We start from the raw sequence: 15862 nt of genomic DNA, 5'->3' as shown, positions 1-15862 counted from the left end.
ATCACCGGTTGGTGTCGACGAACGCCGCTTCCGCACGCCCCCACCGCTCCAACAGGTCACGTGCGACGCTGACCTCGCTCTCGTCACCGCAGTAGCGCATCAACGCTTCAGCCAACGCAGGGCGTCGGGATTGGACGAAGTTGAGCGGCGACCACGACAGCCCTCCCTCGAACGCCGCAGCCGCGATCATCGCGATCATCGCTCGTGCCCCGACGTGGTTGCTCCCTGCGTCGGCCAGGTCGGCTCGATCGAGGTCAGAGGTGATCGATGGCAGCACCGAGGCCGGGATCGGCATCACGTCCGGCCACGCCACAGCAAGCCGGCGCAGCTCGTAGGAATCAACGCAGCCGTCACCGACGCACTTCACCATCGGACCCGGTACATACCTCTCGCTCCCCTTGGGCAAGGAAGCGTAGACCCACGCCGCCGCACCGTGGATTTGCTCGAACCTGTTGTTCAAGCTACGAAGTCCGTGCCGTTCTTCCCCCAGCGCCACCTCGTAGGACACCGATGGCACCCGTACCACCAACCCCGCCCCCAGACGGAGGTCCGAACCCAGGTCTGCTGTGGTGCGCGCCAGCACCGCACGCGCGACCGTGGCGGTGCGGGTGCGTTTCACATGCCTCGTGGCGCGCAGGGCGTGGTAGAGCGAACCGTCTCCGGTCCGGCCGAGCGCCGCGAAAGCGTGCTCGAGCAGCACTTCCACCGTGGCCCGGCGCAAGTTGTTGTGTTCGAGGAAGCTGACGCAGAAGGTGAGGACCTCGACTTCATCGCCGGCCATCGCCAGCAACAGCCGGACACAGGCGTCACCACCGTCTGCACGATTCACGTCGTACATCTGCAAGGCGATCTGAGGCACTACGAAGCTCTTGCCAGACGTGAGCATCGGAAGCAGGACTCTGACGATCTCATCGGCCGTGTCGCAGGTGCGCAACACGTAACACGCCGTGTAGTACTCCATGAAGGTGCGGTGTGTGAAGCCGAACCGCCGTTCGCCGTCGAGCGAAGTGTCGACCTGCGTGAGCACCCATGCCCGCTCGGCGCAGTAGTCCAGGAACTCGCGCGCTTTCTGGTGGTAGGACTGCGAATCCTCTTCTTCGCGTTCGCTCAGGTGTGCGACCACCAGTCGTTCCAGCGTCTTCTCCCCCTCGTCTCCCCGACCGTCGAGGGTGAAGAAGAAGTGTTGCGCCAACTCCTGCACGAGGAACTTCGCCAGCTTCACCGACCGGATCACCGATGGCACCTGACTCACCGCGTCCCACCGCACCAGCATCAGCTCAGAACACTCCCGGTAAACGTCAGCAGTGTTCTCCGGGATGTAACCCTCGCTCTGGTAGAGCATGCACAGCAGCGAAAGCATCAGCGGGTTCGACCGCAGGTCGGCCAAGTGCTCGCTGTCCCGCAGGAACGCTTCCACCCTGCTTTCCGCGTACACGAGGGCGAACCAGGTGCGGACGTAGCGCATGACCTGGTCGGCGTCGAAGTCGGGCAGCCAGTACACGGGGAACGACGTGCTGTCGAGCTTCGCAACCGGGTAGCTCTCCTGCCGACAGGTCACCACGATGCGTGCCAGAGGGAAGCGCGCGGCGAACGCCTCGATCGCCGCCACCGCCGATCGCCGCGCCTGGATGTCACCGACCTCGTCCAGCCCGTCGAACACGACCACCGCCTCACCGGCGTCGAGCAGGTCAGCAACGTGCTGGACGTCCACAGCACGCTGGACGAGCGGACGCAGTTCCTCGGCGATGATCGTGACGAAGTCGTTCGACAGCTTCTGATGCTGCTTCAGCTGAACCAGCAACGGGACCAGCACCGCCCGGTGGAGGAGACGCCGCATGAACGTGCTCTTTCCGGCACCGGGATTCCCCACCAGCACGAACCGGCGGTCACCCACTTCGTCCTCGGCGATCGGGGCGTCATCCAGGCGGAGCTTGCGCGGCACGTAGATCCGGTCGATCGGAAAGCGGAAGTCCGCCTTCGAATGCGGCATGACCATGCGGTCGTAGGCACGCGCCATGGCCGCGCGGATCACACTGCCGGTGGCCCGCGCCGTCGCCAGCCTGCCGACATCGGAGGCAAGACCGAGGCGCTCCGCGATCGGCCGGTCCGGGCCGGTCACCTTGATCCGGATTCGGTCACGGGAGTCGACAGTGCGGTATGGCGCGTTCTGCTCGATCGCGGCCCACAGGGACGACGCGAACTCCTCAGACTCCGTTGTTTCGCGTCGCACGGCCCGCTGGAACTCGCGCCGGAACGCCTCAGCCAGTTCTCCCCGGTCCACCTTCTGGTGGAACTTGCCCTCCTCGGTGTAGTCGAGCTGACACAGCAACTCCAGCAGCGAAGCGCAGTCAGGCCCACGCAGGTAGTCCTCGATGCGCCGCCGCACGAGTGCGGACACGGGCACGGGCGAGTCGGTCACCCACCGCACGGCGGTCTCCGCCAATTCCGCAACGACGGTCGCGATCGCTGTCACGCAGAGAAGATCGGCGCCGAACGATCGGCTGTTACTCCTGCTTGCGGGCGCGGGAGGGCTGCACCCGCAGCGGCTCGCCGGGCATCTTCGGGTAGTCCGGCGGGTACGGCATCTCGCCGCGCGGATCGGCCGCGTACCACTCCAGCAGCGTCTCGATCCCGAACGCCTCGGAGTCCAGCCCGGCGTGCGGATCACCCCGCTCCTGCAGGTACTTCGGCACGGTCAGCACGTCGAAGTCATCAGGGTCCACAGTGGACAACTCGTCCCACGGCACCGGAGTCGACACAGTCGCGCGGGCAGTCCCCCGAACAGACCAGGCGGAAGCGATCGTCCGGTCGCGGGCGGCCTGGTTGAAGTCGATGAAGACGCGCTCCCCGCGTTCTTCCTTCCACCAGGCCGAAGTCGCCTGGGAGGGGGCGCGCTTCTCCACCTCGCGCGCCAGTGCGATCACGGCGTGCCGGACGTCGATGAAGTCCCACTCCGGCCGGATCCGCACGGCGACGTGGATGCCGCGGCCGCCGGAGGTCTTCGGGTAGCCGGTCAGGCCCGCGTCGGCCAGCACCTCGCGCAGCACCAGGGCGACGCGGGCGGCGTCGGAGAAGTCGGTGCCCGGCTGCGGGTCCAGGTCGATGCGCAGCTCGTCCGGGCGGTCGACGTCGGCGCGGCGCACCGGCCACGGGTGGAAGTCGAACGTGCCGAGGTTCGCGGCCCAGACGATCACGGCCTCGGAGGTCGGGCAGATCTCGTCGGCGGGGCGGCCGGACGGGAACTTCACCTGCACGGTCTCCACGTACGAAGGAGCGCCCTTGGGCACGCGCTTCTGGTAGAACGCCTCGCCCTCGACGCCGTCGACGTAGCGCTTCAGCACGACGGGACGGTCGCGCAGGACCCGCAGCAGGGCCGGCGCCACCGTGCGGTAGTACTCGACCACCTGCCGCTTGGTGATGCCCCGCGCGGGGAAGTACGGCTTGTCCGGGTTGGACACCCGCACCAGCTGGTCACCGACCTCGAGCTCGATCGCCTTGGAAGCCACGGCAGAACACTAAAGGCCGCGCACGAACGCCGCGAGCGCCAGCTCGAAGCTGTCCCGGTCGAGTTCGCGGGCGACGCCCGGCAGCAGGTGGGCGCGGTCGAGGTGCGGGTAGCGGTCGGTGTAGTCCGCGGGATCGGACGAGAACCCGCTGGAGAACGAGCTCAGGGCCGAGCCGAACACGATGTACATCAGGCCCGCGGCGATCATCGTGGCCTCGCGGCGTGACCAGCCGGCGTCGACGAGGGCGCCGTGCAGCAGGTCGAGGCGCTGGAGCGACTCCTCGCGGCCGGCCGGGCCGTACGCCAGGAACGGAACGATGTTCGGGTGCGACGACAACGCCGCACGGTACGAGCGCGCGCACCGGATCAGGCCCTCGCGCCAGTCGACCTCGAAGCCCGAGATGTCGACGGTCGACAGGACCGACGAGGCGATGTCGTTCAGCAGCTGGTCCTTGGTGCGGACGTGCCCGTACAGCGACGCGGCCTGCACGCCCAGCTCCGCGGCGAGCTTGCGCATCGACAGGCCGTCGAGGCCGTCTCGATCGATGATGGCCAGAGCCACCGACCTGATGCGGTCGGAGCTCAGAAGGGGCGTGCTCGGCCGGGGCATGTGGGTTAACCTAACACTGTTCGGTTAGTCGGGAGGGTCTGTGGATCTAACGCTTTCGGACGAACACCGGCAGCTCAGGGAGCTGGCCCGGCGGTTCACCGACGAACGCATCGTCCCCCATGCCACGCGCTGGGACCGCGACGAGGCGATCGACAGGGACCTGGTGCCCGCGCTCGGCGAGGTCGGGTTCCTGGGGCTCGGGATCGACGAGCGCCACGGCGGCTCCGGCGGCGACAACCTCGCCTACTGCCTGGTCCTCGAGGAGATCGCCCGCGGCGACAGCGCGGTCCGGGGCATCATCTCCGTCTCGCTCGGCCTGGTCGCGAAGTCGATCGCCCAGCACGGCACGGAAGAGCAGAAACAACGCTGGTTGCCAGGCCTGACCGCGGGCACCCAGGTCGGCTGCTTCGCCCTCACCGAACCCGGCACCGGCAGCGACGCGGGCAGCCTCGTCACCAAGGCCACCAGGACGGACCACGGCTACCGCATCAACGGCCGCAAGGTCTTCATCACCAACGGCACGTGGGCCGACGTCGCGCTCGTGTTCGCCCGCACCGGCGGACCGGGCCCGAAGGGCATCAGCGCCTTCCTGGTCCCCACCGACTCGCCGGGCTTCACGGCCACCGAGATCAAGGGCAAGCTCGGCATGCGCGGCCAGGCCACCGCCGAGATCACCCTCGACGACGTCGAGGTGGCGGAGGACGCCCTGCTCAGCACCGAGGGCTTCAAGCTCGCGATGGGCTCGCTCGACAAGGGCCGCATGTCCGTCGCGGCGGGCTGCGTCGGTGCCGCGCGGGGCGCGCTCGAAGCCGCGCTGGAGTACGCCGGGCAACGCGAGCAGTTCGGCAAGCCCATCGCGGGCTTCCAGCTCGTCCAGGAACTCCTCGCGGACATGGCCGTGGAGACCGACGCCGCGCGGCTCCTCACCTGGCGCGTCGCCGACCTCGCCGACCGCGGCCGGCCGTTCCGCACCGAGGCGAGCATGGCCAAGCTCTTCGCCAGCGAGGCGGCGGTCAAGGTCGCCAACAACGCCATCCAGGTCTTCGGCGGCTACGGCTACATCGACGAGTACCCGGTGGGCAAGTACCTGCGGGACGCCCGTGTCACCACCCTCTACGAGGGCACCAGCCAGATCCAGAAACTGCTCATCGGTCGCGCGCTGACGGGCATCAACGCGTTCGCCTGAAAGGAAAGAAATGGACTTCACGCTCGACGAGGAGCAGAAGGAGATCCGCGACTGGGTGCGGACCTTCGTGCGCAAGGAGATCATCCCGCTGGAGCCCGAGGTGCTGCGCCGCGAACGCGCGGGCCAGCCGGGTCTCGCGCGGGACGAGCTGAAGGAGCTGCAGAACAAGGCCAAGCAGGCCGGGTTCTTCGGCGTCCTCACGCCGCAGGAGTACGGCGGCATGGGCCTCGGCGCGGTGATGACCGCGCTCCTCGAGGCCGAGCTGGGCCGCAGTTTCGTCCCGTTCCGCTTCGGCGGTTACGCGGACAACATCCTGTTCCACGGCAACGAGGAGCAGAAGCAGCGCTACCTGCTGCCGACGATCTCCGGCGAACGCGTGTCGTGCTTCGCGATCACCGAGCCCGGCGCCGGCAGTGACGCCAAGGCCATCCGCACGTCCGCCGTGAGGGACGGCGACGAGTGGGTCATCAACGGCGAGAAGACCTTCATCACGCAGGGCAACGAGGCCGACTTCGTGATGGTGTTCGCGGTGACGGACAAGGAGAAGGGCGCCAACGGCGGCGTCACCTGCTTCCTGGTCGACCGCGACATGGGCTGGAAGTCCGAGCCCATCCCGACGATGGGCCAGTGGGGTCCGGCGGCGCTCGTGTTCGACAACGTCCGCGTGCCGCACGAGAACATCCTCGGCGAGGAGGGCAAGGGCTTCCACCTCGCGATGCAGTGGATCGGCCAGGGCCGCTACCTGCTGCCCGCCCGCGCGCTCGGCAGCGTCGAGCGGCTGGTCGAGATGGCGATCGAGCAGGCCAAGAACCGCGTCACGTTCGGCCAGCCCATCGCCGAGTACCAGGCCATCCAGTGGATGATCGCCGACTCCGCGGTCGAGATCGAGGCACTGCGCTGGCTCGTGCTGCACGCCGCGTGGCTCGTCGACCAGAAGCAGGACTCCCGGCAGGCGCAGTCGATCGCGAAGCTCTACGGCGGCATCAAGGCCAACGAGATCGTCGACCGCGTGCTGCAGATCCACGGCGGCATGGGCTACACCCGCGAACTGCCGATCGAGCGCTGGTACCGCGAACTTCGGCTGCTGCGCATCTACGAGGGCACCGACGAGATCCAGCGCCGCACGATCGCCCGCAACCTCCTCAAGGGCCACGCGAACATCCGCGGCACGCTCGGCTAGTGGTGTGGCCCGGAAGGTTGCCGGGGGAATTCGCGGTCAGACGGGTGCATCGTGGTGCCGCCCCCACGTCCTCGTACTGGATGTACGGGGGCGTGGGGGCGGTGCCGCGAGGCGCCCTGCTGAGCGTGGATCACCTCGCCAACGTTCCGGGTCGCGCCACTGGCCCTATCTTGGGGAAGTGCTCAACCACGACATCCTCGGCGTCGTCGAACGACAGGTCCGCACCTGGTCGGCCGGCGACGCCGAGGTGTACGCGGCGGCGGCCGGCGGCCCCTCCCCCGCGTTCGCCATCCCGTTGCTGCAGCACGGCGGCCCGCAACTCGGCCTGACCGGCGCCGACATGACCCAGGTCCTGCACGCCGAGCAGTCGTTGTGGCTGCACGGCAAGCTCCCGGCCCACGGTTCCACGGTCGTCACCAAGACCGTGACGGACATCTACGACAAGGGATCCGGCGCTCTCGTCGTCAGCACGTGGGAGTCGGAGTACGCGACAACGCGCTCGTCGTGCTTCATCAAGGGCGAGGGCGGCTTCGGCGGCGAACGCGGTGAGACGCGCGAGCTCACCGTTCCCGCCACCCGCCCGGAGATCAGCTTCTTCCGGACGACGGCGGACCAGGCGCTGCGGTACCGCGAGACCGGTGACGTGAACCCGATGCACCACGACGCCGAGTTCGCGCGCCGGGCCGGGTTCGCGACACCCATCCTGCACGGCCTCTGCACGCTCGGGATCACCGTGGCCCACCTGGACTTCACCGAACTGCACGCCCGGTTCACCGCGCCCGTGACGCCCGGCGACGAGCTCCGGATCGAGCGCTGGCCGACCGGCGAGTTCCGCACGTTCGCGAACGGCCGGCAGGTTCTGCTCGGATCGGTTCGGTTTTCCGAAGTGGACAGCCGCTGAAAGTTCGCACGATCGTCACATGAGTACTGCTCTGGCAACCGTGGACTCCGGAATCGAACCGGTGCGCGTGGCGGTGGAGTCCCGTGACCTGATCAGCGCGGCCGGCGTGACGCACCTGTTGAAGAACTCACCGCGCGTGCGCGTGGTGCAAGACCGTTTGGACGCACACGTGCTGCTGGCCCTGGTGAACGAGCTGTGCGCGCAACAGGCCGCACGGCTGAGGGCCTGCGGTTCGCCCAAGATCGTGGTGATCGCGGCCCGAGTGCACGACCTCACCCCGTCGATCGCGGCCCAGGCGGGGCTGGCGGTTCCGTTGCGGCGGGCGGACGTCAACGCCGAACGCCTGATCAAGCTGCTCGTCGGCGGCCAGGCGGTGCAGGACCGCTCACCGGTGCTGAACGACCGCGACCTGCAACTGCTGAAGCTGCTGGCCGACGGCGCGACCATCGCGGAGGTCGCCGCCCGGCTGTTCTGTTCGGAGCGGACGGTGAAGTACGCGCTGCACCAGTTGCTGGAACGGTTCGGGCTGCGCAACCGGGTGCACGCGGTGGCGTGGGCACTGCGCTCCGGTCTGCTCTGACAGCTCCGCGACTCCTGTTGAGACGCAACGGATCGATCAACCGCGGACGGCCTATAACCTCTCCCCGAGATCGCTCCCGCGGAATGGCCTTCGTCATCCGGACGAGGTGGGCGACGACCACCCCTGCTGTTCCGACGAAGGAAAGTCATGCGCTTCAGCCCGTCCATCGTGCTGTCCCGGATCCTCGAGGGCACGCTCGCCCTGCTCGGTGTCCCCATCTTCTTCGCGGAGGTGAACGACACCAGATGGATCGCGTTGTGGGACCTCATCGCCGTCGTCTACCTCACGATCCGCGTCATCCGCCTCAGTCGCAGCAAGCGGGCGGGCGACGACAAGGGCGCGTGGGTCAAGAGCGCGCTGGGCCGCCGCAGCGGCACCCTGTTCACCCTGTTCACCAGCCTCGTCGGGATCACGGCCGGCCTGACCATCGTGCTCATCGAGGAAGGCACCCAGGCGGCGGTGGCCGCCAAGGCCATGGGTGTGCTCGCCGTGCTGCTGGCGTGGGCGATCCTGCACTTCGGCTACGCCGACCGCTACGCGCAGGCCTACTACAGCGCCCTGCCCGAGAAGCTGCTGGTGTTCCCCGGCACCGAGCACCCGACGTACATCGACTTCACGTACTTCTCGTTCACCGTCGGCACCACGTTCGCGGTCTCCGACGTCGACTCGCAGACCTCCGGGATGCGGCTGCGGATCCTCGCGCACGGCGTGCTCTCGTTCATCTACAACACCGCGATGCTCGGCATCGCCATCGGCGTGATCGGCGGCTGATCACCCGAGTGGCCGTCAGGCAAGGCCGAAGACGGAGGAGAGCTGCACTCGCCTGCTGATGCCGACCTTGCGGTAGACGCGGGTGAGGTGCAGCTCGACCGCCCGCTGCGTGACGTTGAACCGCGCCGCGATCGCCCGATTCGTCTCGCCTTCCAGCACCAGCAAGACTATTCGCGACTCGTGCGGCGACAACCTGTCCCACGCCGCCCCGCGCGGCGGCCGGTGTTCCCGGCCCAGCGCCGCCCGTGCCTGGTCCACCAACTCGGCCGCCCCGGCGCGTTCGGCGTCGGCCAGCGCGGCACGGGCGGATCCGAGCGCGAGATGCATGCGAGCGCGCTGGTGCACCAGCAGCGTGCACGCCCGTACCGGCGGCAGCGTTCCGGTGTAACCGAGCCGCACCAGCATCTCCCGTGCCTCGCCAGGACGGCCGCCGTCCACACAGGACGCGACGAACGCCGCCGCCCCCAGCGCCACACAACCCCGCAACGGTGACGCCTGGGCGAGTTCCCGCATCAGCCGCGAGACCTCGGCGTGGTCCCCGCCGGCCCGATGGGCCCACATCTCCAGAGCGGTCAGCCAGTCCCGTTCCGTGCCGACGAGCTGCGACCGCAGCTGGGGCACGAGATCCAGCACGACCCGTTCGGAACCCCGGCGCAGCAGACCGAGTCCGGCGAGGGCGAGCGGAACGACCCGCGGCCCGCTCTCGGGAAGAGTGCGCAGGACCCGCTCGGGATCCTCCGGGACGACGGGGTCGGCCGAGTGACCGAGCAGGTCCTCGTCGCACTGCCAGTCGAGCACCACCGCGTCGAACCACTCCCCCGCGGCGAGCCGCTGCCGGGCGAGTTCATCGGCCCGCGGCGCGATGCCGCACCGCAGGTGGAGCTTCGCCATCGCCACGGCCACGCGTTCCGCGATTCCGCCGTCCAACGGCTCGCGCAGAGCGGCACGCAGGCACCTCACCGCCTGTTCCGGCCGCCCGGCCGCCTGGTGCAGCCGCGCCGCCCCGTGCAGCACCGGCGCCGCCCACCGCGCCCCGACGGGTTCCGCGCACGCCACCACGTGCTCGGCGACGGCTACCGGTGGATCGCACCGCCGATGCAGGACCTCGGCGGCCGCGCGGTGCAAGGACTCGCGCGCCTCAGGTGCCATCTCGTGCCGGATCGCATGACTCAGCGCCGGCGACCGGACGCGCATCGGCTCGCCGACCGCGAGACGCGCGTCGACGAGGCGTTCGAACGCGGCCAAGGTGCGGAACGACCCCATCCCGACGACCTCGCACAGCACGTCGAGCGGCGCGCTGCCCAGCACCGCCAGCGAACGGGCGACCGTGATCGCGTCGGCGTCCAGCACCTCCCAGCTCCGCCGCACGGCCCGCAACAGGCGCGGCAGGCGCAGGCCGGGAAGCACGGCGGGCAACGAGGACAGGTCCGTGACCACGTCCAGGACGTCGCTCAGCACACCGGGAGCCCCGCCGCTGTACTCCAGGCACATCGCGGTCAGCTCCGGCGGCACCTCGGTGTCGAACCGCCGCCGGATCATCTCCGCGACCGCGTCGGCGCCGACCGGCCGCAACGGCACCCGCACGGCGTCCACGACCGCCAGAGCGTCCGGATCGCAGTCGCCCGCGAGCAGCACCGCGCCCCGGAAACGCGCCAGCCGGTCGGCCTCCTCCGCACAAAGCCGCTCGGCGTCGTCGACCACCAGCACCGTGTGGCCGTCCACCCCGCTCAACGCCCGCAATCCGCGCACCGGCCGCAACCCGCTGCGCACCGCGATTGAAGACGCAACGGACAGCAATGCGCTTTTGCCCATACCAGTTGCACCATGCACAACGCACGAGCGAGCGCCACCGCTCAACGCCTCCGTCAGAACGGCGATCTCCCGCTCACGGCCGACGAGCAGGCCACCGGCCCTGCGCACGGCGGTGCCCACGAGACCTGGGCTGAGTGGGGCGACCATGTCAACCAGCAAATCGTGCACCGACCTGCAGGACCATGCAGAACCACCGGCAGAAGTTCCGCAGGTCTGCCCCTTCGCACAGCATCGGACGCCGAAGCACCCGCCGGGAACGCGAAAACATTCGACCAATCAATTGGTAATGACAACAACAGCTCGTGAACCAATTCGCTGCCGATTACGTGATTCCCTATGTACACCTCACGAACACCTCTAGGAGTTCCGATGCGGGTCGCGTCACGCACCGTCTTCGACTTCGTCCGGCCGAACGGCTCCACCGCGCCGGTCGAGACGGAGCTGCTCTACCGGTCGGAAGACCCGTTCGCGGTGACGATGAGGTTCAGCGCGGGCGGCTCGGTCGCCACCTGGATCGTGGGCAGGGACCTGCTCGTCGAGGGCATGGGCGCGAGATCGGGTGACGGCGACGTGCGGCTGCGGCCGCACTCGAGCCGGGTGCTGGTGCTGGAGCTCGTCTCCGACCGGCACATGACGGTCTTCCGCGTGCCGGCGCGCACGCTGCGCAAGTTCCTCGACGCCACCGACCGGCTGGTGCCGCGCGGCACCGAGCGGTTCGACGCCGACGCGTTCCTGAGCACCGTCCTGCGCTGAGAGGCCGAGCTCCTCCGAGAGCTCGTGCTGCAGCTTCGTCATGCCGGGCGACTCGTAGCCCTCGCTCTCGGCCAGCGCCCGCACCCGGTGCCGGACGGCGGCGTCGTGGTCGCCCGCGCGGTCGCATAGCCCGGCGATCTCCATCAGCACGGCCACCTTGACCTCCGGGTCGGACAGCGACTCCACCGCCGCGGCCAGCTGGTCGCGTGCCTCGGCGAACCGTCCGGCGGCGGCCAGCACGCGGCCACGGGTGTGCCTGGCCATCGACAGCAGGTTCGCCGAGCCCCGTCCGAGGAGTTCCTCGGCGTGCGCCACCACGTTCAGCGCCTCGTCGTGCTCGCCGGCCTCGACGAGGGCGTCCGCCAGGCGGAGCGCCAGCTGGGCGGCGTTCTCCAGCGCCACGCCACGCTGGTCGCCGCGCAACGCGCGTTCCTGCTCGACACACGCCCGGTGCGTGTCGACGGCCTCTTCGAACCGGCCCTGCCGTTGCAGCAGAACACCCGAGTACGACAGCGCGAACACCACGTCCATCGGCCGGCCCGCCTCCCGGAACAGCTCGGCGGCCTTCCTGGCGTGGGTCACGCCGTCCGCCTGAGTGCCGTCGCGGTTCGCGATGGCCGCCCGGTAGTAGTGCGCCCAGGCCCTCTCCGTCAGCGAGCCGCACTCCCGCGCCGCCCGCATCGCCTCGTGGTGCCACCGCTTGGCCAGCGGGATGTTGGTGTGCCGCGCGATGTAGACCCAGCACACGAAGTTGAGCTGCTGGGCGCGCTGTTCCTCCTCGCCCAGTGCCGTGGCCGCGCCGACGCCCGCCGTGTAGACCTCCCGCCACAGCTCGCCCGTGCCGCGGTGGTCCGAGTACCAGTGCATCGACATCGCCAGCGCCAGCACCTGCTCGTGAGCGCCGTCGGCGACCGCCTCGCGGAACGCGCCACGCCAGTTCGCGAGCTCCCCCGACAACCAGCGGTCCGCAGCGGCCAGATCGGCCGCCCCCTGGTCGTCCGGCAGGAACGCCGACGCGAACCGAGTCGCGGTGGCCAGCAACCAGTCACGCGTGCGCAGGCGGTGTGTCTCGACATCGGGTTCGTCGCTGTGCAGCCGTTCGCGCGCGTAGTCGCGGATCAGGTCGTGGAACGAGTACCGGCCCGGAACGCCCGCACGGAGAAGGCTGGCGTCCACGAGCTCCTCCAGCAACGCCTCGACGTCGTCGGCTCCGGCCGCCACGGCGGCGAGTTCGACGGACGTGTCCGGCCCGTGGATCAGCGCGAGCCGGCGGAACAGGGTCGCCGCTTCGGGTGCGAGCAGACGGTAGGACAGCTCGAACGCGGTGCGGACCTGGACGTCACCGGTCGCGAGCACGCCGAGCCGTTCGCGTTCGTCGGAGAGCTGGTCGGCGAGGTGCCGCAACGACGACGTGGTGCGGCCCGCGATGGTGAGCGCCAGCGGCACCCCTCCGCACAGCGCCGCGACCCGGTCCGCCGACTCCAGGTCGGCCGCGATCCGCTCGGCCCCGGCGGTCGCGGCGAGCAGAGCGACGGCGCGGTCGTGCCGCAGCGGGCCGAGGTCGAGCCGCGTGCGGCTGTTCAGTCCCGCCAGCACGTTGCGGCTGGTCACGATCACGAGCGAACCGGGGCTCACGGCGAGCAGCGGCCGGACCTGGGCCTCGTTCGCGGCGTTGTCGAGCACGAGCAGCACCGTCCGTTCGCGCAGCAGCGAGCGGTAGAGGCGAAGGCCGTCGTTCGGATCGGACGGCATCTTGGCGTCCGGCACTCCGAACGCCCGCAGCAGCCGCGCGACGGCCCGTTCCGCCGAGAGCGGCGACGGGTCCATGCCGCGCAGGTCGAGGTGCAGGCAGCCGTCGGTGAACTGACCGGCGAACCGGTGCGCCGCGTCCACCGCGAGAGAGGTCTTCCCCACGCCGGGAGGTCCGTGCACGACCACGACGTCCAGCACGGGCGACGCCGCCGCACGGCTGACGTAGTCGGCTATCTGCTTCTGCTCGGCTTCCCGGCCGATGAGTGTCTCGGCCTTGGGTGGCGTGCAGCCTGTGCGTTCAGGACGCGGTTGCGAGGCCTCAGACGACCGTGCGAGCGCTACGAACCCCTCAGCCTCTTCGTTCCGCAGACCCAGTCCGCTCACCAGCAGGTCGACGGTCTGGGCCTGCGGGGTGTGCACGCGGCCGCGTTCGAGGTCGCTCAGCGTGCGGACGCCCAGGCCGGTGCGGGCGGCGAGGTCCTCCTGGGTGAGTCCCCTGCGGCGCCGGTAGAAGCGCAGGAACTCGCTGAAGGTGGTCGCCCGCATCCCCTCACCCTCCGGACAGGCACTTCCGCACCTCGGCGGCGATCTCGCGCGTCGCGTCCGTGTCCCACCGTTCGCACGCCGCGAGCGAGTCTCGCAGAAGACGACGGCACGCGCTGTGGTCACCGCGTAGCTCCGCGTTGTCCGCGAGCGCCCGCAGGATCTCGATCTCGCCCACGCCGTCACCCAACGCGCGGAACGCGGTGAGCGCCCGGTCCAGGTCCTCGTCCGACTCCGCGAGGCGGCCTGCCGCGCGGTGGGCGAGACCGCGGTGCCACAAGGTCGTGGCGAGCCAGGACGCCATCTGGGCGCGCCTGTAGACGGCCTCCGCCTCGGTGAGCGCCGTGACGGCGTCGTCCGGCCTGTCGACGTCTATCAGCGCGAGGCCGAGCCATCCGAGCGTGCGGCCCAGGGCGGAGAGTTCGTAGATGGTGTCGGCGTAGGCGCGCTGTTCCTTCGCTACTTCTTCGTGTGCGGTCACGGCGGCGATCGGGCGGTCCATCAACCGCCACAGGACACCGAGAACGGACCGCGCGTAGTGCTCGTCCATCGGTTCGTGCATCGAGTCGATCGCCTTGAGGCACACGCGTTCGGCCTCGTCGAACTGCCCGAGCCCGCTGTACGAGGCCGACGCGATCAGCCGGACCCAGCCGAGGTGCCCGGTCTCCCCCGACTCCTCGGCGATCCGGACCGCGCCGGTCAGCACCTCCAGCGCCGGTCCCGGCCGGTGCGCGACGTCGAACAGCACCCAGCCGAGCTGGGCGCGCACGACGACCTCCTGCCACGGTTCGCGTGCGGAGGCGAGCGCGAGGCGGTAGACGCGTTCCCAGACCAGGCCCGGTTCGATGGCCGCGTAGTGCGAGAGGGCGATCACCGCGCGGGTCACGTCCTCGTGCAGACCCCTGGCCTGCGCCCGCTCGACGATCTCGGGCAGCAGGTCGCGGTGCTCGTCCAGCCAGCGCCGTCCCGTCGCGACGTCGTCGAAGGTCCTGCGCCGCGGACTCACCCGGCGGGCGTCCCCGGTCTGTCCGAAGAGGACTCCGGCGGCCACGGTCGTCTCCAGGAGCCAGGCGAGCATCCTGCGGTCCGCGTCGTCGTCGGTGGCGTCGACCAGGCCGGTGGCGAACGTCCGCACGAGGCCGTGGATCGCGTAACCGCGGTCGTCGGGGTCGAGGAGGCTGACGTCGGCGAGGTCCTCCAGCGCCTGTTCGGCCTCGTCGACGGTGATGCCGGCCAGCTCGGCCGCGAGCTCCGGGCCGACGTGGGTGCCGACGAGCAGCCCGAGCCGCCGGAACACCAGCCGCGCGGTCTCCGGCAGGTGCGCGAGCGACACCTCGAACGCGCCGCGCACGTCCAGGTCGCCCGCGGTGAGCGCGGCCAGGCGGCGTTCCTCGATCTGCTCCACGAGGTGACCGAGAGGCCAGCGCGGACGGCTGGCGAGCCGGTTGCCGGCGATCCGGAGCGCGAGCGGCGACGCCCCGCAGAGCCGGACGAGTTCCCGCGCGGTGCCGGGATCGGCCTCGACGCGGTGGGCGCCGATGATCGACGCGAGCAACGCGACGGCGCACGGTTCGGTGAGCCCGCCGAGCCGGATCCACGTCGCGCCCGCCAGCCCGGCGAGCCGGTGCCGGGACGTGACGATCGTGAGGCAGCCCGGATCCGCTCTCAGCGTGCGGACCTCCTCCTCCGTGGTCGCCCCGTCGAGCACGAGCAGCAAGCGTTTGCCCGCGAGCAACGACCGGTAGAGCCGCATCTGGCCGTGCACATCCTCTGGCACGTGTTCGGCAGGCACCCCGAGGTCTTTGAGCAACCGCTGGAGCGGCTGCGCAGAGCTCTCCAGGTCGATGAGCAGCTGACCGTCCGGAAAGCGGCCCTCCAGCAGATGGGCGGCCCTCACGGCGAGGCTCGTCTTACCGGTGCCGGCAGCCCCGTGCAGCACTACGAGCCCGTTGGATTTGTGCGCGATGGCGTCGAGTTCGGCGTCGCGGCCGACGAGGTCCGCCACGTACATCGGGAGCGACCAGACCGGGCCGGTCAGCGCGACCCGGCCGGTCCTGGCGAGCCGCCGCAGTTCGGCCTGGTCGTGTTCGCCGAGGTCCAGCGCGTCGATCAGGGCCTCGGTCGTGCGGCGCTGCGGGCAACGGGCGCGGCCGCGTTCCATGTCGCTGATCGCGCGGACGCTCACCCCGGACCGCTCGCTGAGCTCTTCCTGGCTGAGCCCGGCGTTCTTGCGGTGCCGCAGGAGCCGGGCGCCGAACGTCATGTCACA

The 15862-nt window shown here is 70.0% G+C and carries 11 protein-coding genes and 1 pseudogene; 6 read left to right on the top strand and 6 right to left on the bottom strand.

Annotated features, from left to right (window positions below):
- Nucleotide 1 precedes the first annotated feature (1 nt).
- Genes AB0M48_RS10555 through AB0M48_RS10545 form a run of 3 tightly spaced genes read right to left on the bottom strand, consistent with a single transcriptional unit; the run spans nt 2 to nt 4115 of the window.
- Nucleotides 2-2473 carry an NACHT domain-containing protein gene (locus AB0M48_RS10555; RefSeq protein WP_363838588.1) on the bottom strand — a complete coding sequence of 824 codons (2472 nt, stop codon included), beginning with the start codon at nt 2471-2473 and terminating at the stop codon, nt 2-4.
- A gap of 31 nt (nt 2474-2504) precedes the next feature.
- On the bottom strand, nt 2505-3506 hold the full coding sequence (ligD, locus tag AB0M48_RS10550) for a non-homologous end-joining DNA ligase (protein WP_363838585.1): 1002 nt from the start codon (nt 3504-3506) through the stop codon (nt 2505-2507).
- 9 nt (nt 3507-3515) lie between these two features.
- Nucleotides 3516-4115, bottom strand: coding sequence for a TetR/AcrR family transcriptional regulator C-terminal domain-containing protein (locus AB0M48_RS10545; protein ID WP_363838583.1), 600 nt, complete (start codon nt 4113-4115; stop codon nt 3516-3518).
- Nucleotides 4116-4155: 40 nt separating this feature from the next.
- Between AB0M48_RS10545 and AB0M48_RS10540 the strand changes: the two genes are divergently transcribed.
- The 5 genes from AB0M48_RS10540 to AB0M48_RS10520 all read left to right on the top strand — a co-directional run bounded on the left by AB0M48_RS10540 (nt 4156) and on the right by AB0M48_RS10520 (nt 8733).
- Entirely contained in the window at nt 4156-5301 is a 1146-nt protein-coding gene (locus AB0M48_RS10540; RefSeq protein WP_363838581.1) for an acyl-CoA dehydrogenase family protein, read from the top strand.
- 10 nt (nt 5302-5311) lie between these two features.
- Nucleotides 5312-6481 (top strand): acyl-CoA dehydrogenase family protein, encoded by a 1170-nt coding sequence (locus AB0M48_RS10535; RefSeq protein WP_363838577.1) that lies wholly within the window; start codon nt 5312-5314, stop codon nt 6479-6481.
- Between the two features lie 178 nt (nt 6482-6659).
- Entirely contained in the window at nt 6660-7382 is a 723-nt protein-coding gene (locus AB0M48_RS10530; RefSeq protein ID WP_363838575.1) for a MaoC/PaaZ C-terminal domain-containing protein, read from the top strand.
- 19 nt (nt 7383-7401) lie between these two features.
- A complete protein-coding gene (locus AB0M48_RS10525; RefSeq protein WP_363838571.1) occupies nt 7402-7962 on the top strand; it encodes a LuxR C-terminal-related transcriptional regulator in 561 nt (186 codons plus the stop codon).
- A gap of 147 nt (nt 7963-8109) precedes the next feature.
- The gene (locus AB0M48_RS10520; RefSeq protein WP_363838568.1) at nt 8110-8733 is read left to right on the top strand and encodes a DUF1345 domain-containing protein; all 624 of its coding nucleotides are present in this window, start codon (nt 8110-8112) and stop codon (nt 8731-8733) included.
- A 15-nt stretch (nt 8734-8748) separates the two neighbouring features.
- Here AB0M48_RS10520 and AB0M48_RS10515 read toward each other — a convergent pair whose 3' ends face one another.
- On the bottom strand, nt 8749-10692 hold the full coding sequence (locus tag AB0M48_RS10515) for a LuxR family transcriptional regulator (protein WP_363838565.1): 1944 nt from the start codon (nt 10690-10692) through the stop codon (nt 8749-8751).
- A gap of 189 nt (nt 10693-10881) precedes the next feature.
- Here AB0M48_RS10515 and AB0M48_RS10510 point away from each other — a divergent pair, with 189 nt between their 5' ends.
- Complete coding sequence (locus tag AB0M48_RS10510) at nt 10882-11298, top strand: SsgA family sporulation/cell division regulator (protein WP_363839902.1); 417 nt, start codon at nt 10882-10884, stop codon at nt 11296-11298.
- A gap of 1386 nt (nt 11299-12684) precedes the next feature.
- On the opposite strand, the pseudogene AB0M48_RS10505 reads toward AB0M48_RS10510, so the two are convergent.
- Both AB0M48_RS10505 and AB0M48_RS10500 read right to left on the bottom strand, forming a co-directional pair.
- A pseudogene (locus tag AB0M48_RS10505) lies at nt 12685-13596 on the bottom strand (helix-turn-helix transcriptional regulator); the annotation flags it as partial.
- Between the two features lie 4 nt (nt 13597-13600).
- Nucleotides 13601-15856 carry a helix-turn-helix domain-containing protein gene (locus AB0M48_RS10500; RefSeq protein WP_363838561.1) on the bottom strand — a complete coding sequence of 752 codons (2256 nt, stop codon included), beginning with the start codon at nt 15854-15856 and terminating at the stop codon, nt 13601-13603.
- Nucleotides 15857-15862: the final 6 nt, after the last annotated feature.

It is taken from the genome of Lentzea sp. NPDC051208, assembly GCF_040682435.1.
GTDB classification, from domain to species: Bacteria; Actinomycetota; Actinomycetes; order Mycobacteriales; family Pseudonocardiaceae; genus Lentzea; species Lentzea kristufekii.
This window is presented reverse-complemented; position numbering and strand designations above follow the sequence as displayed.